Here is a 23,881-nt window from a genome sequence, read left to right as displayed (position 1 = left end):
GGAGCATCTCGATGGTCAAATTTATAATAAAACGTATTGCACTCATGTTCCCTTTATTGATTGTAGTGAGTTTTATGACATTCATGATGACATACCTGACTAAAGGTGATCCAGCTGTTACGATTTTACATGCTCAAGGCACACCAAACATTACACCTCAGTTAATTGCAGAGACGAGAGAGAAGTATGGATTCAATGAACCCATATTGATTCAATATATGAATTGGCTTATTGAAGCTATACAGTTTAAGTTTGGTTCGAGTTACATTACTAGAGAATCAGTTTCAGAGCGCATTGGGCCTGCCTTCTTCAATACTTTCAAATTAACGTTGATTTCAAGTATTTCAGTTATTATCACATCTATTTTACTAGGGGTTATAAGTGCTCTAACTAAAGGGAAACTGACAGATCGCATTATTCGCTCAATCGCATTTTTCTTAACAGCACTACCATCATATTGGATTGCGTCGATGTTAATTATTTATATATCTGTAAAATTAAATGTATTACCAACTTCAGGTTTAACAGGTCCAGAAAGCTATATTTTACCTGTTCTTGTCGTCACTATTACTTACGCAGGTATTTATTTCAGAAATGTGAGACGTGCAATGATTGAGCAACTGAACGAAGATTACGTGTTGTATTTAAGAGCAAGCGGCGTGCATACGTTGACGTTATTGTCACATGTTTTACGTAATGCTTTACAAGTTGCAGTGTCCATCTTCTGTATGTCAGTGCCAATGATTATGGGCGGTCTTGTTGTTATTGAAAATGTCTTTGCCTGGCCAGGTCTTGGACAATTAAGTATTAAAGCGATTGTCGAACATGACTTCCCAGTTATACAAGCGTATGTATTAATTGTCGCTGTTTTATTTATCATATTTAACACATTGGCAGACATTATCAATGCATACTTAAATCCCAAATTAAGGGAGGCAATATGATGATACTTAAAAGATTATTGCAAGATAAAGGTGCAGTAATAGCAATGACCATTATCTGTGTATATGTGGCATTAGGTTTACTAGCACCTATCGTCACATTTTATGAACCTAATCAAATTGATACGGTGAATAAATTCGCAAGTATAAGTTGGTCACATTGGTTAGGGACTGATCATTTAGGACGAGATGTACTTACACGAATAATTTATGCTATTAGACCGAGTTTATTATATGTTTTCATTGCCTTAATTATTTCCGTTGCGATAGGAGCAATATTAGGATTTATTTCTGGTTATTTCCCAGGTTATATAGATGGCATCATCATGCGGTTATGTGATGTCATGTTAGCTTTTCCAAGTTATGTGGTGACATTAGCATTAATTACATTGTGTGGTATGGGTGTAGAAAATATTATTTTAGCATTCATACTTACGCGGTGGGCATGGTTCTGTCGAGTCATTCGCACAAGCGTCATGCAATATACTGAATCAGATCATGTAAAGTTTGCTAAAACAATTGGTATGAATCATATGACGATCATTTGGAAACATATTTTGCCACTCACGCTAGCGGATATCGCTATTATTTCAAGTAGTTCAATGTGTTCAATGATATTGCAGATGTCGGGGTTTTCATTTTTAGGGTTAGGTGTCAAAGCGCCCACTGCTGAGTGGGGAATGATGTTAAATGAGGCACGTAAAGTGATGTTCACGCACCCTGAAATGATGATCACTACAGGAATCGTGATCGTTATTATCGTAATGGCATTTAACTTCTTATCGGATGCGTTACAAGTTGCAATCGACCCGCGCATTACTTCTAAAGAGAAACAACGTGCTTTAAAGAAAGGTGTGATGTCGTCATGACACTTTTATCGGTTGAACATCTTCAAATCATAGATAGTTGGACGAACATTAAATTGGTAGAAGATGTGCACTTTAGTGTAGCTCATGGTGAAACATTAGGGATGATTGGGGAAAGCGGTAGTGGCAAATCCATTTCATGTAAAGCTTTGACAGGTTTAAACCCTGAACGTCTTCATGTGACAGGTGATATTTATTTTGAAAATCAAAACCTCATGCACTTATCCAAAAGGGATTTACGTCATAAACGAGGAAAGGATATTGCGATGGTGATGCAACAGGGTACACGTGCATTTGACCCTTCCACTCCAGTTGGTAAACAAATGTTTGAAACGATGCGTATACATACAATGTTATCTCAATTGCAGATTAAACAAACACTAGTAGAATATATGACATTTATGAAGCTGAAAGAGCCAGAAAAGATTTTAACGTCATATCCGCATATGTTGTCAGGTGGTATGTTGCAGCGTTTGATGATCATTTTAGCATTAGCGTTAAAACCTAAATTGATTATTGCAGATGAACCAACTACAGCTTTAGACACGATTACGCAATACGATGTGCTCAAAGCATTTCAAGATATTAAACATCACTTTAATTGTGCAATGATTTTTATTTCACATGACTTATCAGTGATTCATCATATTGCAGATCGAGTCATAGTGATGAAAGATGGGCGCGTGATTGAATCAGGAGCTACAGACGCTATACTGAACCAACCTAAGGATGCATATACACAATATTTGATATCCGCTAAAAAGAAAATAAATGAGCATTTTGAACGTGTGATGAGAGGTGAAATACATGCTAAAAGTAACCAATGTTGAGAAGTCATATGGTAAGAAACCTTTATTTCGTTCTGATTCCCAATTAATTATTAAAGGTATCTCATTTGAATGCTCAGTGGGTGAGAGTATTGGTATTATTGGAGAAAGTGGAAGCGGTAAGTCTACCCTCAGTCGGATGATTTTAGGTATTGAAAAACCGGACAAAGTACTAGTTACGCTAAATGAGCAGCCTATATTCCGAAAGAAAGTAAGACGACATCAAATAAGTGCAGTATTTCAAAATTATACGTCTTCGTTGCATCCTTTCCAAAATGTACAAGAAATCATGTTTGAAGTGATGTGTCGTTGTCACCATAAGCGAAAAGATGAGTTAGAAGTAGAAGTGATTCGACTATTAGAAGAAGTAGGGCTATCAGCAGAATACTTAGATAAATATCCGCATATGTTATCTGGTGGAGAAGCTCAACGTGTGGCGATTGCACGTGCTATTAGTATAAATCCTCAATATATTTTATTTGATGAGGCCATTAGTTCATTAGACATGTCTATTCAAACTCAGATTTTAGACTTATTGAGACGATTAAGACGTACACGTCATTTGAGTTATATCTTTATCACACATGATATTCAAGCAGCAACTTATGTGTGTGATCGGTTAATCATTTTTAAGGGCGGTCAAATCGAAGAATGTATAGCGACGCACGATTTACATTTAAGTCGTCATCCTTATACGACAGCATTGATTCATAAACAATTGATATTCTAAGGAGTGAGACAATGAAAGGAGCCATGGCTTGGCCATTTCTAAGATTATACATACTGACATTAATGTTTTTCAGTGCAAATGCAATATTAAATGTATTTATTCCATTACGCGGGCATCATTGGGGTGCTTCTAATTCAGTTATCGGTATTGTGATGGGGGCTTATATGTTAACAGCAATGGTATTCCGTCCATGGGCAGGACAGATTATTGCGCGTGTAGGTCCCATTAAAGTATTGCGGATGATCTTATTAATTAATGCGTGTGCATTAATATTATACGGTTTCACAGAGATAGAAGGATACTTTATAGCAAGAGTGATGCAAGGTGTATGTACAGCATTCTTCTCTATGTCCTTACAACTTGGTATTATCGATGCACTACCGGAAGAGCATCGTTCAGAAGGAGTATCCTTATATTCGTTATTCTCAACAATTCCTAATTTAATAGGACCGTTAATTGCTGTTGGTATATGGAATTATGGACATATGTCTATTTTTGCAATAGTGATGATAGGGATTGGAGCGATGACGACATTCTTCGGTTACCGAGTGACCTTTGTTGAATCAGAGCCCGACACAAGTGATAAGATTGAACCATTACAATTTAACGCTTTTACAGTATTTGCCCATTTCTTTAAAAATAAAGAACTTTTTAATAGTGGGTTAATTATGATGATTGTATCTATTGTCTTTGGGGCAGTAAGTACATTTGTGCCACTGTATACAATACAATACGAATTTGCAAATGCAGGAATATTTTTAACGATTCAAGCCATAGCAGTGGTACTAGCGCGGATGTATTTACGTAAATATATACCATCAGATGGACGCTGGCACCCATTATATATGGTGAGTGTACTGTTGTTACTCGCCATTGCGTCATTGATTGTGGCAATAGGACCTCATGTACATGTAGTTATCTTTTACCTAAGCGCTATATTCATTGGTGTTACACAAGCACTTGTTTATCCAACACTTACATCGTATTTAAGCTTTGTGTTGCCTAAATCTGGACGAAATATGTTACTTGGATTGTTTATTGCCTGTGCAGATTTAGGAGTTTCACTAGGTGGAAGTATAATGGGACCCATATCGGACTTAGTTGGATTAAGTTGGATGTATGTGATTTGTGGAATATTAGTCATGTGCATGATGTTGATGAGTATCATGAAAAGAGGTAATGTCATTTAACTAAGATGAAGTGAAATAATTTGAAATAATATATGAAAAGAACAACAATATATTAAATTTGATACATTCTTTTCTCTAAAGTAATGAGAAGATAAATTAAATCACAATTTACCGAAGAATAATTATCAAGCGCAAATTTGAAATGGGTGGATTTCAGGTTTGCGCTTTTTTAGGTCTATAAATAAAGTCATTATATTAAGTCTACCTATTAAAAAACATCTACCTTGGTTGCGTTAAAATCTCACAACGGGTAGATGTTTCTTATATATTACGATTGACTTTTACCTTTATTTCCATGGCATTGGAATATGTAAGTGTAATAAGTCGAATTTTTAATTAATGAGCCAATAATAGATGCTAAGATCAATCCAGTTACTGCAACTGCAGCAATCGTGATAATTGATTTAATAGGAGTATTGAATCCGAATAATACAATCGTACCAATTGCCATTAACAAACTTATTAGTCCTAGAATATTTGTAATTACCGTGCGTGGAGTGCTAGCCATATGCATAATGTTAATGAGTATGATGAAACACCGAAGTGTGAGTTGAAAATTCATAAATTCTAAATATTAATTTTTATCGTACTAAAGCATGCAGACCTCTGAATTTTGGTAATTAAATTTTCAAAGTTGGACTTTTATGAGTAAAAGTATTTATAATGAAACATACTATCTTAGTCATATTAATTGTTAAACGTGTATGAAAACATTGATTATAACAATTTTCAAAATAAAGGAATGAGGCGTAATGGCTAGAGTATCGAAAAAACAATACATTCTTGAATCCGCGGCCAGTATTATTAATGAGCAAGGTGCAGACTATTTAACTTTAGATGCTGTAGCAAAAAAAGCTGGTGTTAGTAAAGGTGGTTTACTTTATCATTTCAAAAGTAAAGAGGGACTCATTCAAGAGCTTGTGAATTATGCAAATAATCTTTACCAAGAAAAAGTTAATAAATATGTCAATTCTGATTCTGATGAGTCTGGACAATGGTTAAATGCATTTATAGAAGCGACACGTGAACATAGAACGGAAAATGCGCCTATTACATCAGGAATGCTTGCTGCCCAAGGTTCTAATAAACTATTATTATCACCTTTACGTGAGTCTTATCAAGATTGGCAAAATCATATTGAGAGTGATGGTTTAGACGAAGTGGATGCGACAATCATTAGGCTAGCTGTAGATGGTTTATGGTTGTCAGAAATATTTGGTATTAGTGCAATAGATGAAAAAATGAGAGAACAAGTCATTCAAAGATTAAAAGAACAAGTTCAAAAAAATAAAAAAATTTAAAATTTCTATAAGCATAGAGCTGAGTGGTGTTAGACGCATTACTCGGCTCTATTTTTTTATAGAGCTGTTGAAACTAAACCGACTGGTTGGTATAGTAACTACTGTCTTAAAACTAAAAATATAGAGGTGTTAAAGATGAATAAAGTTCTATTAACAGCAGCCATCACAGGTGCTGGCGATACAATTCAAAAAAATGAAAATGTTCCAGTTACACCACAAGAACTCGCTGATTCAGCAATTAAATGTGCCAGAGCAGGAGCTACAGTTGCTCATATTCATGTTAGAGATCCAGAAACTGGAGGCGTAAGCCATAATCCAGAACTTTACGCAGAAACAGTAAGACTTATAAGAGAAGCAGAAGAAGATATTATTATCAATATTACTTCTGGAGGTGGGGGTGACTTTATTCCAAGTCTAGAACATCCAGAAACAGGTGGAGAAGGCACTTGGATTCAAACCCCAGAAGAACGTCATAAACCCGTTGGAGATTTATTACCAGAGATGTGTACATTAGATTGTGGCAGTGTCAATATGGGTGATTCTGTTTATTTAAGCCCCGCATCTTGGTTACGTAAACAAGCTGAAATGGTTAAAAATGCTGGGGTTAAACCTGAACTAGAATGTTTTGATACAGGCCATGTCAGTTTCGCTAAACAAATGATTGAGGAAGGCCTTATCGATGGCGATCCAATGTTTCAATTCTGCTTAGGCATACCTTGGGGCGCTGAAAATGATCCAGAAACAATTGATTATTTAAAATCACGTATCCCTGATAATGCACATTGGTCAGCATTTGGTATTGGGAAAATGCAATTACCGACAGTGAGAGAAGTTGCTCAACGTGGCGGAAACATACGTGTGGGCTTAGAGGATAATATTTACATTTCTAAAGGTGTTAAAGCAACAAACGAAGCACTTGTCGAAGAAGCTAAAAAGATCTTAAAAGAACTAGATATCGAACCATTAACACCAGCAGAAGCTAGAGAAAAATTCAATCTCAGAACTCCTAAAGGAGGCCAATCATGAAAGTAGCAGTTGTAGGAACAGGTGTTATAGGAGGTGGTTGGATTACTCGAATGCTTGCCCACGGACATGAGGTCATCGCTACAGATCCAAGTGAAGGCGCATATGAGAGAATGTTGGCGCAAGTGAAACAGAATTGGCCATATGCTGAACAAATGGGGCTTGCCGACAACGCATCTCTAGAGAATTTGACATTTACCACAGATTTAAAAGAAGCTGTTAAAGAAGTTGAACACATACAAGAAAATGTACCTGAAGTTGAGGAAATTAAAGATACAGTTTTAAGAGAGATTGATTTTTATGCATCACCTTATGCAACAATTGGCTCAAGTACTTCAGGAATTATGCCTTCAGAATTACAGAAAAATTTATCACACCCAGAGCGCTTAGTCGTTGCACATCCATTCCATCCTGTGTATATCTTGCCACTTGTAGAAATTGTACCTGGTAAACAAACTTCAGAGGAAAATACTATAAAAGCTAAACAATTCTATGAAGGTATTGGAATGGACGTGTTACATGTACGCCATGAAATTGAAGGTCACATTGCCGACCGTCTAATGGAAGCATTATGGAGAGAAGCATTACACATTGTTAACGACGGTATAGCAACAACTGAAGAGGTAGATAAAGCTTTCACTCACGCAGCCGGTTTACGTTATGCACAATATGGCCCATTTATGACTTTCCACTTAGCTGGAGGCGAAGGTGGTATGCGTCATATGCTTAAACAGTTTGGTCCGGCGCTCAAAAAGCCATGGACGAAACTTGTTGCACCTGAGTTAACAGAAGATTTATACGACAAGGTAGTTACAGGAAGTGAAGCATCTTCACAAGGTTATACAATGTCAGAATTAGACCAAAAACGTAATGAATTCCTAATAAAAGTCAAAGCGTTGGCAGAACAATATTGGCCTGAAGGTTCAGATATACTTAAAAATTCGAGTCAGGAGGTACGTTAAACGTAATGAAGCAGTATCAATATGACACGAAAGTGATTCAAGAATGGGTGGATCATAATGGACATATGAATGATGCAGAATACAATCGCGTATTAAGTGATGCAACAGATGATTGGTTAGCACATCTAGGTTTAACTCTAGAGACCATTAAAACGTTGCATTATACTGTCTTCACTTTAGAGAATCATTTGACCTTTTTAAAAGAAATGAAACTTGATGAAGATATTAGTGTTAAAGTCCACCTTTACGATTATGACAGTAAACGACTCCATGTATTTATGGAAATGTTGAATTCTGAACAAGCGCTTACATCGACTTATGAAGTGATGTTAATGGGGATAGATACTGAAAACGGAAGACCTTCGCCATTCCCTGATTCAATAGCTCATAATATTGAGGCATATTACAAGAAAGATGAGATGACAACTCGACCTAAACAATTAGGTCATCAAATTGGTATTACAAGAAAATAGCATGCTTAGTGTTAAGCACGACGCACTTGATTAGTGCGGTGAGATTACAAGTTGAACTTGATACATTTAAGGACTTACTGTGCCTTGTTTTTACTTAGTTACCTTTGTATAACATCCACATTAAGTCCTTAATTTTTAAGCAAAATCATTAAAATAAACAGAAAGGAATGGACGTATGTTAAGTATTAAAAACTTATCAAAAGTCTATGCAGGTAAAAAAAGAGCTGTAGACAACATGAATATCGATATTGAAGAAGGAGATTTCGTTGCGTTTATAGGTACAAGCGGTAGTGGTAAGACAACGGCATTAAGAATGATTAACCGCATGATTGAATCAACAGAAGGTGAAATTACTATCAATGGCAAGAACATTCGTCAGATGAACGCAGTGGAATTACGTCGCAGTATTGGTTATGTCATTCAACAAATTGGACTCATGCCACATATGACTGTCAAAGACAATATTGTATTGGTACCCAAATTATTAAAATGGTCGCAAGAGAAAAAAGATCAAAAAGCGAAAGAACTAATTCGTTTAGTAGACTTACCTGAAGATTACTTAAATCGCTATCCTTCAGAATTATCAGGCGGACAACAACAACGTATCGGTGTAGTTAGAGCACTTGCTGCCGAACAGGATATCATTTTGATGGATGAGCCTTTCGGAGCACTTGATCCTATTACAAGAGATACATTACAAGATTTAGTAAAGAAACTTCAGAAACAGTTAGGTAAAACCTTTATAATTGTCACACATGATATGGATGAAGCGATTAAGCTTGCTGACAAAATTTGTATTATGTCTGAAGGTAAAGTCATTCAATATGATACACCTGATAACATCTTACGTCAGCCAGCGAATGATTTCGTCCGTGATTTCATAGGACAGAACCGTCTTATTCAAGATAGACCCAATATTCGTACAGTCGAAGATGCCATGATTAAACCAATTACTGTTCATGTGGATCGTTCTTTAGATGAGGCAGTTAATATCATGAGACAACGTCGTGTTGATACGATATTTGTTGTAGGTAATGATGAGCATCTATTGGGTTACTTAGATATTGAAGATATTAATCAAGGTCTACGTAAGAAAAATGAATTAATAGACACAATGCAAAGAGATATTTATAGCGTTCGAATTGATAGTAAGTTGCAAGATTCTGTTCGTACAATTTTAAAACGAAATGTAAGAAATGTTCCTGTAGTTAGTGATGACAATAAGACACTTGTAGGTTTAGTAACAAGAGCGAATCTTGTTGATATTGTCTATGACAGCATTTGGGGAGAAGACGGTAACGTGAGTTCCCAGGAGAATGATGGAATCATTGAACCTCATACATCAGGGGTTGATGAACGATGATTAAATACTTAACCGACAATGCAAGTGCACTATTTGAGAAAACGCTAGAGCATCTTTATATTTCAGTATTTGCTTTGTTAATAGCAATTATTATAGCTATTCCTTTAGGTATTTTACTGTCTAAAACTGATAAACTCTCGAAAATTTCGTTAACAATTGCTGGTATATTACAAACGATTCCAACTTTAGCAATCTTGGCACTTATGATTCCTTTATTTGGTGTCGGTAAAACACCAGCAATTATAGCTTTATTTCTATATGTTTTACTACCGATATTAAATAATACGATTATTGGCGTTCAAAATATCGATAGTAATGTTAAAGAAGCGGGACGTAGTATGGGGATGACAGGTATTCAACTAATGAAAGATGTTCAATTACCACTTGCATTACCAATGATATTGAGTGGTATTCGTTTATCTTCAGTATATGTAATTAGTTGGGCAACACTTGCAAGTTATGTTGGTGCTGGAGGACTAGGTGACTTTATTTTTAATGGTTTAAACTTATTTGAACCAGCGATGATTATAACTGCAACAATTCTCGTTACATTATTGGCACTTATCGTAGACTTCTGTTTATCAATGATTGAGAAATGGTTGGTCCCTAAAGGTTTAAGAATTACCGGATAATTAGAGAAGGAGGACACTATGAACAAGTATAAAAAGTATATAGTAGTTTTAGTATTATGTTTAACCGTGTTATCTGGATGTAATTTACCCGGTTTGAAAAATAGTAATTCAGATGACGACGTTAAAATTACAAGTTTAGGTACTAGTGAATCACAAATTATTTCACATATGATGAGATTACTTATTGAACATGACACACATGGTAAAATCAAACCTACTTTAATTAATAATTTAGGATCTAGCGTCATACAACATAATGCAGTGGCAAGTGGTCAATCAAATATGTCAGGTACTCGTTATACCGGTACAGATTTAACAGGTGCACTTAATGAAAAGCCAATTAAAGATCCTAAAAAAGCAATGAAAGCTACACAAAAAGGCTTTGAAGAGAAATATCATCAAAAGTTCTTTAATTCATATGGGTTTGCTAATTCGTATTCTCTTATAGTGACAAAAGAGACAGCTAAAAAATACCATTTAAACACGGTCTCAGATTTGAAAAAACATGCCAAAGATCTACGTGTAGGTATGGACAGCTCTTGGAAAGATAGAAAAGGAGATGGCTACCCTGCATTCAAGAAGGAGTATGGCTTCGACTTTGGTACAGTAAGACCAATGCAAATTGGTTTAGTTTATGATGCATTGAATTCAGGAAAATTGGACGTTGCGGTGGGGTACTCAACAGATGGACGTATCGCAGCTTATGACTTAAAGGTATTAAAAGACGACAAAAAATTCTTCCCTCCATACGATGCAAGTCCACTCGCAACTGATCAACTATTGAAAGAACACCCAGAACTAAAACCGATATTAAAGAAAATGGAAGGCAAAATTTCAACTAAACAAATGCAAAAATTAAACTATCAAGCTGATGGTAAAGGTGAAGAGCCCGCTACAGTAGCTGAAAAATTCTTAAAGAAACATAATTATTTTGAAGATGATAATTCTAAGAAGAAAGGTGGTCAAAATAATGAAAGGTAATTTACTTCAACAGTTGGGACATTATTATCAAACGAACTTTGGCTACCTTTGGGAATTATTTGTTAATCACTTACTTATGTCAGTTTATGGTGTGATATTTGCTTCAATTGTTGGTATACCACTTGGAATACTTATTGCGCGTTTCGGTAAATTATCAACGCCAATAATGACACTTGCTAATATTATTCAAACGGTACCAGTAATCGCGATGTTAGCCATCTTAATGTTAAGTATGGGACTCGGTATGAATACAGTTATATTTACTGTGTTTTTATACGCACTTTTACCTATTATCAAGAATACTTATACCGGCATAAATGGTGTAGACGCGAACATTAAAGATGCTGGTAAAGGAATGGGAATGACACGTAATCAGGTACTTCGAATGATAGAATTGCCATTATCATTGTCTGTAATCATAGGTGGTATACGCATTGCACTTGTGGTTGCTATTGGTGTAGTGGCTATTGGTTCATTTATTGGTGCGCCTACATTAGGTGATATAGTTATTCGTGGTACAAACGCAACTGATGGTACATTATATATTCTTGCTGGTGCAATTCCGATTGTAATTATTGTCGTACTTATTGATGTAATTTTACGTTTGCTTGAGAAGAAGTTGGACCCTGCAAATTAATATTTCGGGAGGAACAAGATTATGGCACTTTTACAACTTAATTATTTATCTAAAACGATTGGAGCACACCATTCTCTAAATGTGATACTTCCAGAAGATGAGAGCTTTTTTGATACAAATCGAGAAGCCAAACCTTTAAAATCTATGCTAGTGCTACATGGACTATCAAGCGACGCCAACTCTTATATTAGATATACAAGTATTGAGCGATATGCAAATGATCATCAACTTGCAATTATCATGCCTAATGCAGATCATAGTTTCTATACTAATATGGTTTATGGCCATAGTTATTACGACTATATTTTGGAAGTGCATGACTATGTCCATCAAATTCTACCATTATCTAAGAAGAGAGAAGATAATTTTATAGCTGGTCATTCAATGGGAGGCTACGGTACGTCTAAATATGCTTTAACACAAAGCCAACGATTCTCTAAAGCAGCAATGTTATCTGCTGCATTCAATGTTTCATTACTTAGAGAGTATGAGTATTATGACTTTTGTCCAGAAGCCATTGTTGGTGAAAATGAGGACATCAAAGGTACACCTTTCGATCCTTATTACTTAGTTGATAAAGCTGTTACTAATAATGTAGACTTACCTGAATTATTAATCATGTGTGGCACTGAAGATGCATTATATCAAGATAACTTAGACTTTATTAGATATTTAAATGAAAAGGGTGTGAACTACCACTTTGAGAAAAGTTCAGGTGATCATGATTATGCCTATTGGGATAAGGCAATTAAACAAGTCATCGAGACCTTTACACGTGGATAGTACGTTTAGTGTGAAAAGTTAGATTGTAATCTTTAATGAAGAAAGTTCTAAGACATTTCAAAGTGAAGTGATCTTAGAGCTTTTATTATGAGAGTAATTATTCAATATTGAAGTGACCTGAAATGTTTAGTTTAGTATTTTAAATAGTTTACTTATATATCTATGTAATTTGCATAATAAAATAAAAAACATCTACCTTGGTTGCGTTAAAATCTCACAACGGGTAGATGTTTCTTATATATTACGATTGACTTTTACCTTTATTTCCATGGCATTGGAATATGTAAGTGTAATAAGTCGAATTTTTAATTAATGAGCCAATAATAGATGCTAAGATCAATCCAGTTACTGCAACTGCAGCAATCGTGATAATTGATTTAATTGGACTATTGAATCCGAATAGTACAATTGCACCTGCCATAGGTGTTGCCATACCAGTGACACCTATTTTTAATCCGCTGAATGCGATGATACAAGCGTTCACCATACCGATAATTGCATTCGTTCCGTATAAGACGGGAGCGTATTTTACGACTAAATCAATTTGTGTCAATGGTTCGATAAATACTGCAAATCGATTTGGTTTGTCGCCAATTTTTAGGATATTAAATAACGTAAAGTTAACAAATGATGCGCCAGTACATACAATTGCGCCAATTGCCATTGGTAAACCTGTTAGTCCTAAAATACTTGCAAGTACCATTGAACTTAATGGTGTCATACTTGTAACTGGGATGATGAGTCCTAAGATAATAGCTAAGGCATATGGACTGCTATCACCAACTGAGTTTACAGCTTTCGCAATTTGATTTAATACTGCAGTTACGCTAGGATTAATCAATGATGCTAAACCGTATACGAGCGCTGGAGCTATAAATATAACGACGATTAAGTCTAAGCCTTCTGGAACTTTCTTTTCAATAAATTTAATCACAAATGCTGTGAGGTATGCTGCGATAAATGCAGGTAGTAAGCTAAAGTCCTTTAATACTAACCCTACGATAACTGAGAATACAGGTGAAACACCTAAATTAATACATGCAAGGATACCCACTGCAATCCCGCCAAGACTTCCTGCAAGGTCACCAATCTCCTGTAGGAATTTAATATGGAAAATGCCTCCAATAGCGTAACTTAAGAAAGCCTGTGGTAGAAATGTTGCACAAGCAGCCCCTGACAGTGCTTGTAGACCTTCCTTACCATAAGGTGCAAACTTTAAGAACAATGTCATAATGATTAAAACTACGACTAATGTTCCTACTCCTAATAATATATTCATTTTTCTGACCCCTTTAGTATAAATCTAAATATGTTTCCCAAAACATTTCATAATTGTAACACAGTTAATAGAATTAAAATTAAATTACATTTAAGTATTAATACGAATTTAATATTTTTGAAAATTCGAAAGTGCAACAATAATGTAAAATTAGTTGTGCAGCATTTTAGAAAAATAAAAATTAACAGTATCTCAGGGAGAAAGATGTCATACTTTTTTCTGAAAATTGGCATTAATTTATAGAGAATTTCATGTATAATGGCTAATAACATAGACATAGGAGATATACATATTATGATGAAAAACAAACTCACGATTAAAGAAAATATTTTTATTGGATCGATGTTATTTGGCTTATTCTTTGGTGCCGGTAACTTAATCTTCCCAATTCATTTAGGGCAGACTGCCGGCGCTCATGTGTTTACTGCTAATTTAGGATTTTTAATCACAGCGATAGGATTACCATTTCTAGGTATTATTGCCATTGGTGTGTCTAAAACGAACGGGATTTTCGAAATTTCCTCAAGAGTAAGTAAAATATATGCGTATTTATTTACGATTGGTTTATATCTTGTGATTGGGCCATTTTTCGCATTACCAAGGTTAGCGACAACGTCATATGAAATTGCATTCTCGCCTTTTATTTCTCCAGTCCAAGCTAAATTTGTGCTACCAATATTTAGTATTTTATTCTTCTTGGTTGCATGGTTCTTTGCTAGAAAGCCTTCAAAAATTTTAGATTATATAGGTAAATTCTTAAATCCTGTATTTTTAGTTTTACTTGGTATTGTAGTGTTACTTGCGTTTATTCATCCTATGGGAGGCGTGAGTCATGCGCCAGTGAGTGCGCAGTATAAAGAAGGTGCTCTACTTAAAGGATTTATTGATGGTTACAATACTTTAGACGCTTTAGCATCTCTAGCATTCGGTATTATTATCGTTACAACAATTAAGAAACTAGGAGTCACTCATCCTAACACAATAGCTAAAGAGACATTTAAGTCAGGTACGATTAGTATCGTAGGTATGGGACTTATTTATAGCTTGCTAGCCATTATGGGTACGATGAGTTTAGGTAATTTTAAAGTTAGTGAAAATGGAGGCATCGCACTCGCACAAATCGCTCAACATTATCTAGGTGACTACGGTATCATAGTGCTTTCACTTATTATTGTTGTGGCATGTTTGAAAACAGCTATTGGTTTAATTACAGCATTTTCAGAAACATTTACTGAGCTCTTTCCTAAACAGAAATACATTATGTTCGCGACAGTAGTCAGTGTATTAGCATGTATATTTGCGAATGTTGGTTTAACCAAGATTATTATGTATTCAACACCAGTACTGATGTTTATCTATCCACTCGCAATTACATTAATTCTGCTGACTTTAGCAAGTCCATTATTCAATCATTCTAAAATTGTGTATCGATTTACAACATTCTTTACAATGATTGCTGCATTTATCGATGGCGTAAAAGCGAGTCCTGAATTCTTCGTGAAGACAAGTTTCGCTCGTTTTATTATTTCTTTAGGTGAAAAGTATTTACCATTCTTTACGATAGGAATGGGTTGGATTATTCCAGCATTGATTGGGTTCATTATCGGATTGATAGTGTTTAAAGTTCGAGGAAGTAAGCAACCACAATCATAATAAAGTTAATTAAATTGAAAAGCTATGTTCATCACACGAATGAAAGATGAACATAGCATTTTTTCTACCATAATACAATATGGTGCTATTATGGAACTTCATTTTCCGAAATGAAATCTTTCTAAGAATAAATTAATACTTGTGCGATGAGTAGACCTCCACCGAAGACAAGCACGAAAGCGACCACAGGCCAGACGAACTTCAACCAATGGGAGTAGCGCATGTTAAGCATCTGCAAGGTTGCCATGACGAGCCCTGTTGGTGCAAGGAATAACATCGCATATTGTCCAAATTGATAAGTGGTAACAATAACGAATCTAGGTATGCCAACTGTATCGGCAAGTGGTGCGAATATTGGCATAGATAGTACGGCTAAACCAGATGATGACGGTACGATAAAACCTAGGAAGAAGAAAATGACTAATAGTACGATAATAAATAATGGGCCACTCATATGTTGCACGATGGAAGATGAGAAGTGCAAAATCGTGTCTGAGATTAACCCTTTATTTAACACTAAGTTGATACCGCGTGCTAGACCGATGATGAGTGACACTCCGACAAGACTTGATGCGCCATTAACAAATGCATCTACAGTACCTTTCTCTCCTAGACCATATCTGCCCATGCCTGCAATAAACATAATAATAATAGTAAATATTAGGAATGCAGATGCCATAACTGGGAACCACCAGCCTTGAGTCATAACGCCCCATACCATGATAGGGAAGGGTATAACGAACAAGGTGAGGATGATTTTCTTACGTAATGTAAATTCTGATGAACTGTTTTGATCCATCACTGACCATTGTTTCTCAAATTCAGCTTTGTCTTCATATGCGTATGACGCTTTAGGTTCTTGCTTAATTTTTTTGCAATACCAATAGAGATAACAAACAACGAATATCGTTCCGACGACACATGCACCTATTCTCCAGTACAACCCGTCTGTAAATGTGGTTCCTGCTGCGTTAGACGCGATGACTACTGAGAAAGGATTAATCGTTGAAAATGTACTACCAATAGAACTTGCTAAAAAGATGGCTCCCACAGACACGATGGAGTCATATCCTAGTGCGATGAAAATGGGAACGAGTACAGGATAAAAGGCGACAGCTTCTTCCTCGATGCCACAAAGCGTACCTCCAAGAACCATTAAAATAGCGACGAAAGCAATTAACATGAATTCATGACCTTTGGTCTTTTGAGTTAAAGCAAGTAAACCGGATTCGAACGAACCACTTGCCTGGACTACGCCGATAAGTCCACCTAATACAAGTATGAATACCATAATATCTACAGCTTCTATGGTACCTTTAACCATACTACTCGTTATTTGATCGAGCCCTGCAGGATGTTGTTTTAAACGCTCGTACGTATTTGGAATTGAAACAGGTTTATTAATCGCGCCAGATTTAAATTGTTCAATTTTAATTTTTACGCCCATCTTATCAAGCTCTTTTTGAGTTCCTGGGACTTTTTTAACATGATGATGTGGATTGACGATTTTTAATTCCTGTGAAGCGGGTTCGTACGATAATTTTGAATAGGCTCCTGCAGGAATAAGCCATGTTGCTATTACAGCAACAACAGTTAATAAGAATAGAATCATAAATGCCCCGGGCATCCGCAACTTGAATCGCTTTTTCTTTTTATCTGGTTTGATAGCATCTTCCAATTGAGTCATCTCCTTTATAATCTAATAACCGAGAATCATGAAGATTATGTTTATTTATCAAGAATAATTGATTAAACTTTCATTAAATAAGTGCACCCTGTTTCATTTGGGGAGTGGAGGGATGCAGGGTGCACCATTTTGTCAGTATTCATCATGAAAATTGCATATATAATAGTTAAATGATGTTAGTTTCTAGTACAACTTAAGATATTATTTTTTGATAAGTGTACCAATTTTACCTTCAAGTGCGTTGTCTAATTGATCTAGTGAAGTAATTAAAACGCTACCTTTAGGATTATTCTTAATAAATGAAATGGCCGATTCTATTTTGGGAAGCATGCTACCTTTAGCAAATTGATCCTCTTTAATATAAGCTTCCAATTCTTCAGGTGTTACCGTTTTGAGGGCTTTTTGATTGTCAGTGTTATAGTTAACGTAAACATAGTCAATAGCTGTCAAAATAATTAATTGATCACAGTTAATATCTGCGCCAAGGAGAGCACTTGTTTTGTCCTTGTCTATGACCGCATCAACGCCTTTAAAGCTATCGTGTTGTTCACGAATGACTGGTACGCCACCGCCTCCTGCTGCAATAACAAGTGTGCCATTCTCGATTAAAGTTTTGATACTTTCTAATTCAACAATGGACTTAGGTTGAGGTGAAGGGACCACACGTCTGTAGCCACGACCGGCGTCTTCAATGAAGCTATAATGTTTTTCTTTTTCAATACGTTCAGCAGTCTCTTTATCATAAAAGAGACCAATGGGTTTTGTAGGATGACTAAAGGCTTTATCATCTGGATCAACTTCAACTTGCGTCACTAGTGTAACCACTTGTTTGTCTATGCCCAACACATGTAATTCATTTTGCAAACTTTCTTGGAGTTGATAGCCTATATACGCTTGACTCATTGCACCACATTCTGCGAAAGGGAAGGCAGGACCTTGATCATGTTCAGCCGCGTAGTTTAATCCTAAATTGATGCTACCGACTTGAGGACCATTACCATGACTAATAACAATTTCATGCCCTTTAGTTATGAGTCCGACGAGTGATTTAGCAGTGTTTTTTACTAATTCGAGTTGTTCTTTTGGCGATTGACCTAACGCATTACCGCCTAATGCTACAACAATTTTTGCCACTTGAATAACCTCCTGTCTGTCTTAGAATTCACCTAAAGTAGCAACCATAACTGCTTTTATTGTGTGCATTCTATTTTCAGCTTCTTGGAATACTACAGACGCTTTACTTTCAAATACCTCATCTGTAACTTCCATTTCACTTATGCCGTATTGTTCATAAATCTGTTTGCCGATTTTAGTGTCAGTATTGTGGAATGAAGGTAGACAATGTTCAAAAATCACATTTGGATTGCCTGTTTTATCCATTAATTCTTTGTTTACACGGTATGGTTCTAATAATTTAAGACGCTCTTGCCATACCTCGTCCGGTTCACCCATAGATACCCATACATCTGTATAGATAACGTCAGAGTCTTTAACCCCTTTATCGATATCATCTGTAATAAGGATGTTGCCTCCATTCTCATCGGCGATACGTTTGCAACGGTTAAGTAATTCATCAGTAGGATTTAATTCTTGCGGACAAACAAGGTGGGAATTCATGCCCATGATAGCAGCGCCTTGCATTAATGCGTTTGCAACATTATTACGGCCATCACCGACATAAGTGAAGTTGATTTCGGAGTAGTCTTTCTTCAATACTTCTTTAGCAGTTAAGAAATCTGCAAGGACTTGCGTTGGGTGGTCTTCATCAGTTAAGCCATTCCATACTGGCACTCCTGAAAATTCAGCCAACGTTTCAACTGTACGTTGTGAGAAGCCTCGGTACTCAATACCATCGTACATGCCTCCTAGAACTCTTGCGGTATCTTTAGCAGTTTCTTTTTTACCCATTTGAGAGCCTGTAGGGCCTAAATACGTAACATTAGCTCCTTGATCATGAGCTGCGACTTCAAATGAACAACGTGTTCTTGTAGAGTCTTTTTCAAAAAGAAGAGCAATATTTTTATTTTTAAGCATAGGTTTTTCATTACCTATGTATTTGGCATGTTTCAAATCTTCAGCAAGATTTAATAGAAACTCCACCTCTTTCTGTGAAAAATCTAATAAAGTAAGAAAACTTCTGTTGCGTAAATTTTGCATTCTTTACAACTCCTTAAATTTGATTTCAAGGTCATTGTAAGCGTTAACTAATTAATATCAATAAAATTAAAAAGTTGTCATTTTTTATTAATAAATAATTGAAAAGTTTTTTAAAATTTTATGTAATTTATGAAAAATTTGAATAAAAGGAGTATGTTTGTGGTATATCTGTTTTTAGATTGACGAATTTTTAAAGAATATCATAATTATTTAAATATGATTTTCTTAATTTTAAAAAGTAAAAAAATCGTAGATAATAACATGAATTGTTAGCTTTTAAGTCATTAAAATTTAAGATAGACGTCAGTCTATTTAATAAGATTGTGACGCAAAATATTAATAAACTTTTAAAAACGTTTGGCACGTTTGGTTTTCTAGAAAAAGGGCATATGACACTATTGATAGAAAAAATACTTTAGAAAGATTCGGGCATATTAAATTTGAGGGGGAATTTCTCATGAAGATTTATAGGTTAGATTATCAACATCATAAAGATATTGTAGATGACAATGTGTTAACTGTATTTGTAGCGGCTAAAAATAAGAGTGAAGTAGAGGCATTTGCTAAAAAGTTAAGTTATTCTATTGAAACAATTACTAAATTAACGCATAAAGAATTTGAGGAACAAAAAGCTGAAATCGAGCATTATAAACTTGAACATGCTGATCAATATTTAGATTAAATTGTTTATGGGGGAGAAACGTTATGGCTAATAAGCAATTCGAAACATTAACGGAAATCGCAAATGGTTTATATGTAACACCTACATCAGAATTGCCATTTGATAAACGTTTCCGTTTTAAATCATTTTTACTTCAACGTTCAGAAGGTAATGTAATGATTTATCATTCTGGTAGAATTGATGAGGCTGCAAAGGATATACAAGAATTAGGTGGCGTTGATAAAGTATTAATGAATCATCAACATGAATCGTTAGGTGGAGAGACAAATTTTGATGCACCTTACTATATTCACGAAGATGATAAACAGGACGTTACCGATACCCTTCAAGTTACTGGTACATTTAAAGAACGGCAACATTTACATGAAGATTTAGAGGTGATACCTGTCCCTGGACACACACCTGGAACGACATTATATTTGTGGGATAATGGCGAGCATCGCTATTTATTCACTGGTGACTTCTTATGCTACGAAGGTGATGAATGGCGAACTGTAATACTTCCTTCAAGTGACAGAGAGGCTTCGATTAAGAGTCTTGAATTGATTCGGGATCTGGACTTTGACGCACTTGTACCATGGGTGTCAATTGAAGGTGATTCACCTGTGTTCTTTGTTGAAGATGACGAGGATAAAAAACAACGTGTACAAAAAATTATCGACCGTGTAAGTGACGGGGAAAATACTTAAAACATGATAGTAAATTGAAAGGTATATCTGGCTGAATGTTGGATGTACCTTTTTAAAATTAAAAATTTATAATGTTTCATTTCACTGCGATAGAGATATACAAATGTTGAGGTGAAGCAACTTGCAAAATTCTAAACATCAAAATCATAAAGTAAACTGGGGATTAATCAGTGCAGCCTATGCATTTCTTATTGTGATGATGGGGACGACATTACCTACACCACTCTATCCAATTTATAGTAAAGTATATGATTTATCACCATTAATGATTACAATCATTTACGCTGTCTATGCTGCTGGTGTGATTGGAGGATTACTCGTATTTGGTCAATTGTCAGACCGCATAGGACGCCGTTATGTACTTATTCCAGGAGTGATTTTATCTGCAATCAGTGCGCTAGTGTTCTTATTTGCTACCAATGTAGGTTTATTACTTGCTGGACGAGTGATTTCCGGACTGTCAGCGGGACTTTTTACAAGTACAGCAACGACAACGATTGTTAATTTAGCTGCTGATGATAAAAAGGGCAGAGCCTCTACAATTGCAAGTAGCGTGAATATGCTTGGTTTAGGCTTTGGTCCATTGCTATGTGGCATACTCGCACAATATCTTCCATATGCGATGCGTTTAATCTTTATCGTTGATTTTATTCTTATCATTCCGGCATTTATTGGAATATGGTTTATGCCAGAGCCTGTTAAGAATAAACAAAAATTTAAAATTGAAGTTCAAAAGTTGAGTGTACCGTCAGACATTCGCTCTACATTTATTTATGCTGTTATTCCTGTATTCGTAGGATTTTCAATGCTTGGTTTATTTACTGCGATTTCACCAAACTTTTTAGGAGACATATTGAACATTACAAATAAAGCAGTCATAGGTGTCATGGTATTCTTGATATTCTGTGCATCTACGCTAGGCCAATTATTGTTTAAAAGTAAATCTGATTATCACATATTGATGTTAGGTAGTGGCACATTAATTGTAGGCGTAATATTAGTAGGTTTATCTATTCAATTTGAATCATTCTTAATTTTATTTATTGGAGCTATCATTTCTGGATTTGGACAAGCATTCAGTTTCCGAGCTGGATTGTCCACAGTGAATGCCGTAGCACCTGAAGACAAACAAGCCGAAATTACATCCACTTTCTTTACCATTGCCTATATAGCTATTTCAATACCAGTTGTAGGTGTAGGGTTATTAGAACTAGGATTAGGCATCAAACTTGCAGGTATTGTGTTTAGTATCATAATCGTGATACTTGCGATACTTTCTTTAATTCTTCTACTAGCTAATAAGAAAAAATCAAATTCTTAAAGTAATTAGAATGGAAATCTCTATTTATTTAAGTAGAGATTTCCATTTTTATTTTTGACATTAAAGTATGGTTTAATGATAAGTTTCAAGTATCAAATTGGTAGGGGGGACTAAAAATGAAAATTAGTGAAGTTTCATCTATGTTGAAAATACCAAAGTCCATGATTAGATACTATGAAGAAAAAGAAATAATTAATATTCCTAGAGATGAAAATAATTATAGATATTTTGATGAGGAAACTATATCGTACTTGAAACTAATTATTGATTTAAAGCGATTGAATTTACAATTAAAAGATATAGCATATGTAATAAATCTTTTTAAAAAACCTGTTTCTAAGGACTGTAATAACAAAACGCTGAATTACCTAGATGATCTTATAAAACAAATCAAAATAGATATTAATCGTCAAAACACAATTTTAAATCGATTGGAATCAGTTAAAGATTTATCAAAAGATATGAATTATGAAAAAAATAAGAGTTTGATTTTAAATAAACTTTCAGGGGTGGAAGAAATTGATTAGTCTAATATATGGTGGAAATCAAAAAGGTGTTGGCTTTGATATCTATAATAAGTTAAAAGAGGAGCTTTGTAATAAAAAATTAGAAATTTTCAATTTACAGGAGATGGTTGGCGACATTCCTATTTTATCCGAAGGCTATAATTCAGAAATAAGCGAAGCTCAGTTTCGAAATACTGAAATAATAGATAATAGTAATATGTTGATTTTTATTTACCCTATCTATTGGTTGAATGTGCCTATGCTATTGAAAGGTTTTATTGATAGTACCTTTTGGCCTAATAAAGCATTTAGTTTTAATAATAAACAATACTTTAAAAGAGGATTATGGAAAGATAAAGATGCAATAGTTATATATACTATTGGAGGTTCAGAGTGGTTTCATAAGTTTAAAGGACATCTAGGTTATAAAGTTATTAAATATCCATTAAATCTCGTTGGAATTTACAATATTAAAAGATTTTATATAGATAATTTAAATAAATCGAATGCTCAAAGTATAAGTAATAAAGTTGAAAAAATCGTAAATCAAGTAACGAAGTTAGTTGATTAAAATTATTTTTCTTAGTAATAAATTGGGTGGTGTAGTTATGAATATTCAAGGTATTAATCATATATGTTTTTCAGTTAGTAATTTAGTTGAATCAATTAAATTTTATAGAGATGTTTTAAAAGGGGAATTATTAGTTAGTGGCAAAACTACTGCGTATTTTGATATTGGTGGTCTATGGGTTGCTTTAAATGAAGAGGTTAATGTACCTAGAACAGAAATTAAATATTCTTATACACATATTGCATTTTCAATTAATGAAAATGAGTTTGAAGAATGGTACAAATGGCTTCAAAAACATAATGTAAATATATTAGAAGGACGAAAGAGAAGTCATCAAGATAAAAAGTCAATTTACTTTACTGATCCAGATGGTCACAAATTAGAATTACACACTGGTACTTTAAACGATAGATTAGATTATTATAAAAAAGAAAAAACACATATGACTTTTTATTACTAGTCTCTAAAATACTATTTAACTTCATAATAAAAGGTTGAAAACATCGAGAGTTAAATAAAATTTAAATCGAATAAACAAATTGATTTTTAATATATGGGAAATTAGACGGTTCATAAAATGTAAATATATGCTAGATAGCTATGCCTATACACGTACGTATTGGCATG

At 34.8% G+C, this 23,881-nt stretch carries 25 protein-coding genes and 1 pseudogene; 21 read left to right on the top strand and 5 right to left on the bottom strand.

The window, feature by feature from the left end; all coding sequences use genetic code 11:
• Window positions 1-11 precede the first annotated feature (11 nt).
• The 5 genes from opp1B to HMPREF2706_RS02355 are packed head-to-tail and all read left to right on the top strand — an operon-like array spanning window position 12 to window position 4,554.
• Window positions 12-944 carry a nickel/cobalt ABC transporter permease gene (gene opp1B, locus HMPREF2706_RS02375; protein ID WP_049326492.1) on the top strand — a complete coding sequence of 311 codons (933 nt, stop codon included), beginning with the start codon at window positions 12-14 and terminating at the stop codon, window positions 942-944.
• Window positions 941-1,810 carry a staphylopine uptake ABC transporter permease subunit CntC gene (opp1C, locus tag HMPREF2706_RS02370; RefSeq protein ID WP_037550738.1) on the top strand — a complete coding sequence of 290 codons (870 nt, stop codon included), beginning with the start codon at window positions 941-943 and terminating at the stop codon, window positions 1,808-1,810. Before opp1B ends, opp1C begins: the two co-directional genes overlap by 4 nt.
• A complete protein-coding gene (locus HMPREF2706_RS02365) occupies window positions 1,807-2,637 on the top strand; it encodes a staphylopine uptake ABC transporter ATP-binding protein CntD (protein ID WP_030061418.1) in 831 nt (276 codons plus the stop codon). The genes opp1C and HMPREF2706_RS02365 overlap by 4 nt, the downstream gene beginning before the upstream one ends.
• On the top strand, window positions 2,615-3,364 hold the full coding sequence (locus HMPREF2706_RS02360; RefSeq protein WP_064212298.1) for an ABC transporter ATP-binding protein: 750 nt from the start codon (window positions 2,615-2,617) through the stop codon (window positions 3,362-3,364). The genes HMPREF2706_RS02365 and HMPREF2706_RS02360 overlap by 23 nt, the downstream gene beginning before the upstream one ends.
• Window positions 3,365-3,375: 11 nt before the next feature.
• Complete coding sequence (locus HMPREF2706_RS02355) at window positions 3,376-4,554, top strand: staphylopine family metallophore export MFS transporter CntE (RefSeq protein ID WP_064212297.1); 1,179 nt, start codon at window positions 3,376-3,378, stop codon at window positions 4,552-4,554.
• A 268-nt stretch (window positions 4,555-4,822) separates the two neighbouring features.
• Here the strand turns inward: HMPREF2706_RS02355 and HMPREF2706_RS02350 are convergent, their stop codons facing one another.
• Entirely contained in the window at window positions 4,823-5,062 is a 240-nt protein-coding gene (locus HMPREF2706_RS02350; protein WP_227959558.1) for a hypothetical protein, read from the bottom strand.
• A 244-nt stretch (window positions 5,063-5,306) separates the two neighbouring features.
• Here HMPREF2706_RS02350 and HMPREF2706_RS02345 point away from each other — a divergent pair, with 244 nt between their 5' ends.
• From HMPREF2706_RS02345 to HMPREF2706_RS02305, 9 genes are all read left to right on the top strand, one after another.
• Window positions 5,307-5,855, top strand: a complete 549-nt coding sequence (locus HMPREF2706_RS02345; protein WP_002454293.1) for a TetR/AcrR family transcriptional regulator — start codon at window positions 5,307-5,309, stop codon at window positions 5,853-5,855.
• 135 nt (window positions 5,856-5,990) lie between these two features.
• Window positions 5,991-6,881: a beta-keto acid cleavage family enzyme gene (locus HMPREF2706_RS02340; protein ID WP_030056870.1), complete on the top strand. Its 891-nt coding sequence runs from the start codon at window positions 5,991-5,993 to the stop codon at window positions 6,879-6,881.
• Window positions 6,878-7,840, top strand: coding sequence for a 3-hydroxyacyl-CoA dehydrogenase NAD-binding domain-containing protein (locus tag HMPREF2706_RS02335; RefSeq protein ID WP_030056867.1), 963 nt, complete (start codon window positions 6,878-6,880; stop codon window positions 7,838-7,840). The genes HMPREF2706_RS02340 and HMPREF2706_RS02335 overlap by 4 nt, the downstream gene beginning before the upstream one ends.
• A 5-nt stretch (window positions 7,841-7,845) precedes the next feature.
• Window positions 7,846-8,313 (top strand): thioesterase family protein, encoded by a 468-nt coding sequence (locus HMPREF2706_RS02330; RefSeq protein ID WP_030056865.1) that lies wholly within the window; start codon window positions 7,846-7,848, stop codon window positions 8,311-8,313.
• Between the two features lie 175 nt (window positions 8,314-8,488).
• Window positions 8,489-9,676 carry a betaine/proline/choline family ABC transporter ATP-binding protein gene (locus HMPREF2706_RS02325; protein WP_030056863.1) on the top strand — a complete coding sequence of 396 codons (1,188 nt, stop codon included), beginning with the start codon at window positions 8,489-8,491 and terminating at the stop codon, window positions 9,674-9,676.
• Window positions 9,673-10,308 (top strand): ABC transporter permease, encoded by a 636-nt coding sequence (locus tag HMPREF2706_RS02320; protein ID WP_023350900.1) that lies wholly within the window; start codon window positions 9,673-9,675, stop codon window positions 10,306-10,308. The genes HMPREF2706_RS02325 and HMPREF2706_RS02320 overlap by 4 nt, the downstream gene beginning before the upstream one ends.
• Before the next feature lie 18 nt (window positions 10,309-10,326).
• Entirely contained in the window at window positions 10,327-11,289 is a 963-nt protein-coding gene (locus HMPREF2706_RS02315) for an osmoprotectant ABC transporter substrate-binding protein (RefSeq protein ID WP_064212295.1), read from the top strand.
• Window positions 11,279-11,926, top strand: a complete 648-nt coding sequence (locus tag HMPREF2706_RS02310) for an ABC transporter permease (protein WP_002454286.1) — start codon at window positions 11,279-11,281, stop codon at window positions 11,924-11,926. Before HMPREF2706_RS02315 ends, HMPREF2706_RS02310 begins: the two co-directional genes overlap by 11 nt.
• Window positions 11,927-11,947: 21 nt before the next feature.
• Window positions 11,948-12,709 carry an alpha/beta hydrolase gene (locus HMPREF2706_RS02305; protein WP_023350903.1) on the top strand — a complete coding sequence of 254 codons (762 nt, stop codon included), beginning with the start codon at window positions 11,948-11,950 and terminating at the stop codon, window positions 12,707-12,709.
• Window positions 12,710-12,969: 260 nt separating this feature from the next.
• Here the strand turns inward: HMPREF2706_RS02305 and HMPREF2706_RS02300 are convergent.
• Window positions 12,970-13,988: pseudogene (locus HMPREF2706_RS02300) on the bottom strand (PTS sugar transporter subunit IIC).
• A gap of 294 nt (window positions 13,989-14,282) precedes the next feature.
• On the opposite strand from HMPREF2706_RS02300, the gene brnQ reads away from it, so the two are divergent.
• Window positions 14,283-15,641 carry a branched-chain amino acid transport system II carrier protein gene (gene brnQ, locus HMPREF2706_RS02295; RefSeq protein ID WP_049326426.1) on the top strand — a complete coding sequence of 453 codons (1,359 nt, stop codon included), beginning with the start codon at window positions 14,283-14,285 and terminating at the stop codon, window positions 15,639-15,641.
• A gap of 121 nt (window positions 15,642-15,762) precedes the next feature.
• Here brnQ and HMPREF2706_RS02290 read toward each other — a convergent pair whose 3' ends face one another.
• From HMPREF2706_RS02290 to argF, 3 genes are all read right to left on the bottom strand, one after another.
• Window positions 15,763-17,328: a YfcC family protein gene (locus HMPREF2706_RS02290; protein ID WP_002454282.1), complete on the bottom strand. Its 1,566-nt coding sequence runs from the start codon at window positions 17,326-17,328 to the stop codon at window positions 15,763-15,765.
• A gap of 201 nt (window positions 17,329-17,529) precedes the next feature.
• Window positions 17,530-18,462 carry a carbamate kinase gene (gene arcC / locus HMPREF2706_RS02285; protein WP_030063354.1) on the bottom strand — a complete coding sequence of 311 codons (933 nt, stop codon included), beginning with the start codon at window positions 18,460-18,462 and terminating at the stop codon, window positions 17,530-17,532.
• Window positions 18,463-18,483: 21 nt separating this feature from the next.
• Complete coding sequence (gene argF / locus HMPREF2706_RS02280; protein WP_064212293.1) at window positions 18,484-19,485, bottom strand: ornithine carbamoyltransferase; 1,002 nt, start codon at window positions 19,483-19,485, stop codon at window positions 18,484-18,486.
• Window positions 19,486-19,942: 457 nt separating this feature from the next.
• Here argF and HMPREF2706_RS02275 point away from each other — a divergent pair, with 457 nt between their 5' ends.
• The 6 genes from HMPREF2706_RS02275 to fosB all read left to right on the top strand — a co-directional run bounded on the left by HMPREF2706_RS02275 (window position 19,943) and on the right by fosB (window position 23,714).
• Complete coding sequence (locus tag HMPREF2706_RS02275) at window positions 19,943-20,167, top strand: hypothetical protein (protein WP_002435040.1); 225 nt, start codon at window positions 19,943-19,945, stop codon at window positions 20,165-20,167.
• 23 nt (window positions 20,168-20,190) lie between these two features.
• Entirely contained in the window at window positions 20,191-20,856 is a 666-nt protein-coding gene (locus HMPREF2706_RS02270; protein WP_030063359.1) for an MBL fold metallo-hydrolase, read from the top strand.
• A gap of 121 nt (window positions 20,857-20,977) precedes the next feature.
• The gene (locus HMPREF2706_RS02265; RefSeq protein ID WP_064212292.1) at window positions 20,978-22,177 is read left to right on the top strand and encodes an MFS transporter; all 1,200 of its coding nucleotides are present in this window, start codon (window positions 20,978-20,980) and stop codon (window positions 22,175-22,177) included.
• 116 nt (window positions 22,178-22,293) lie between these two features.
• Window positions 22,294-22,704, top strand: a complete 411-nt coding sequence (locus HMPREF2706_RS02260; protein WP_002434957.1) for a MerR family transcriptional regulator — start codon at window positions 22,294-22,296, stop codon at window positions 22,702-22,704.
• Complete coding sequence (locus HMPREF2706_RS02255) at window positions 22,697-23,254, top strand: NAD(P)H-dependent oxidoreductase (protein WP_030063535.1); 558 nt, start codon at window positions 22,697-22,699, stop codon at window positions 23,252-23,254. Before HMPREF2706_RS02260 ends, HMPREF2706_RS02255 begins: the two co-directional genes overlap by 8 nt.
• Before the next feature lie 37 nt (window positions 23,255-23,291).
• Window positions 23,292-23,714: a FosB/FosD family fosfomycin resistance bacillithiol transferase gene (gene fosB, locus HMPREF2706_RS02250; protein ID WP_002454275.1), complete on the top strand. Its 423-nt coding sequence runs from the start codon at window positions 23,292-23,294 to the stop codon at window positions 23,712-23,714.
• Window positions 23,715-23,881 lie beyond the last annotated feature (167 nt).

The organism is Staphylococcus sp. HMSC067F07 (genome assembly GCF_001837405.1).
Classification (GTDB): Bacteria; Bacillota; Bacilli; order Staphylococcales; family Staphylococcaceae; genus Staphylococcus; species Staphylococcus capitis.
Note: the sequence above shows the minus strand (reverse complement) of the source record. Positions and strands in the feature narration are given on the sequence as shown.

What these genes read in the sequence shown, in the direction of transcription:
- opp1B (WP_049326492.1), top strand. Translation starts at nt 12, where the DNA reads ATGGTCAAATTTATAATAAAACGTATTGCACTCATGTTCCCTTTATTG.
- opp1C (WP_037550738.1), top strand. Translation starts at nt 941, where the DNA reads ATGATGATACTTAAAAGATTATTGCAAGATAAAGGTGCAGTAATAGCA.
- HMPREF2706_RS02365 (WP_030061418.1), top strand. Translation starts at nt 1,807, where the DNA reads ATGACACTTTTATCGGTTGAACATCTTCAAATCATAGATAGTTGGACG.
- HMPREF2706_RS02360 (WP_064212298.1), top strand. Translation starts at nt 2,615, where the DNA reads ATGCTAAAAGTAACCAATGTTGAGAAGTCATATGGTAAGAAACCTTTA.
- HMPREF2706_RS02355 (WP_064212297.1), top strand. Translation starts at nt 3,376, where the DNA reads ATGAAAGGAGCCATGGCTTGGCCATTTCTAAGATTATACATACTGACA.
- HMPREF2706_RS02350 (WP_227959558.1), bottom strand. Translation starts at nt 5,062, where the DNA reads ATGGCTAGCACTCCACGCACGGTAATTACAAATATTCTAGGACTAATA.
- HMPREF2706_RS02345 (WP_002454293.1), top strand. Translation starts at nt 5,307, where the DNA reads ATGGCTAGAGTATCGAAAAAACAATACATTCTTGAATCCGCGGCCAGT.
- HMPREF2706_RS02340 (WP_030056870.1), top strand. Translation starts at nt 5,991, where the DNA reads ATGAATAAAGTTCTATTAACAGCAGCCATCACAGGTGCTGGCGATACA.
- HMPREF2706_RS02335 (WP_030056867.1), top strand. Translation starts at nt 6,878, where the DNA reads ATGAAAGTAGCAGTTGTAGGAACAGGTGTTATAGGAGGTGGTTGGATT.
- HMPREF2706_RS02330 (WP_030056865.1), top strand. Translation starts at nt 7,846, where the DNA reads ATGAAGCAGTATCAATATGACACGAAAGTGATTCAAGAATGGGTGGAT.
- HMPREF2706_RS02325 (WP_030056863.1), top strand. Translation starts at nt 8,489, where the DNA reads ATGTTAAGTATTAAAAACTTATCAAAAGTCTATGCAGGTAAAAAAAGA.
- HMPREF2706_RS02320 (WP_023350900.1), top strand. Translation starts at nt 9,673, where the DNA reads ATGATTAAATACTTAACCGACAATGCAAGTGCACTATTTGAGAAAACG.
- HMPREF2706_RS02315 (WP_064212295.1), top strand. Translation starts at nt 10,327, where the DNA reads ATGAACAAGTATAAAAAGTATATAGTAGTTTTAGTATTATGTTTAACC.
- HMPREF2706_RS02310 (WP_002454286.1), top strand. Translation starts at nt 11,279, where the DNA reads ATGAAAGGTAATTTACTTCAACAGTTGGGACATTATTATCAAACGAAC.
- HMPREF2706_RS02305 (WP_023350903.1), top strand. Translation starts at nt 11,948, where the DNA reads ATGGCACTTTTACAACTTAATTATTTATCTAAAACGATTGGAGCACAC.
- brnQ (WP_049326426.1), top strand. Translation starts at nt 14,283, where the DNA reads ATGATGAAAAACAAACTCACGATTAAAGAAAATATTTTTATTGGATCG.
- HMPREF2706_RS02290 (WP_002454282.1), bottom strand. Translation starts at nt 17,328, where the DNA reads ATGACTCAATTGGAAGATGCTATCAAACCAGATAAAAAGAAAAAGCGA.
- argF (WP_064212293.1), bottom strand. Translation starts at nt 19,485, where the DNA reads ATGCAAAATTTACGCAACAGAAGTTTTCTTACTTTATTAGATTTTTCA.
- HMPREF2706_RS02275 (WP_002435040.1), top strand. Translation starts at nt 19,943, where the DNA reads ATGAAGATTTATAGGTTAGATTATCAACATCATAAAGATATTGTAGAT.
- HMPREF2706_RS02270 (WP_030063359.1), top strand. Translation starts at nt 20,191, where the DNA reads ATGGCTAATAAGCAATTCGAAACATTAACGGAAATCGCAAATGGTTTA.
- HMPREF2706_RS02260 (WP_002434957.1), top strand. Translation starts at nt 22,294, where the DNA reads ATGAAAATTAGTGAAGTTTCATCTATGTTGAAAATACCAAAGTCCATG.
- fosB (WP_002454275.1), top strand. Translation starts at nt 23,292, where the DNA reads ATGAATATTCAAGGTATTAATCATATATGTTTTTCAGTTAGTAATTTA.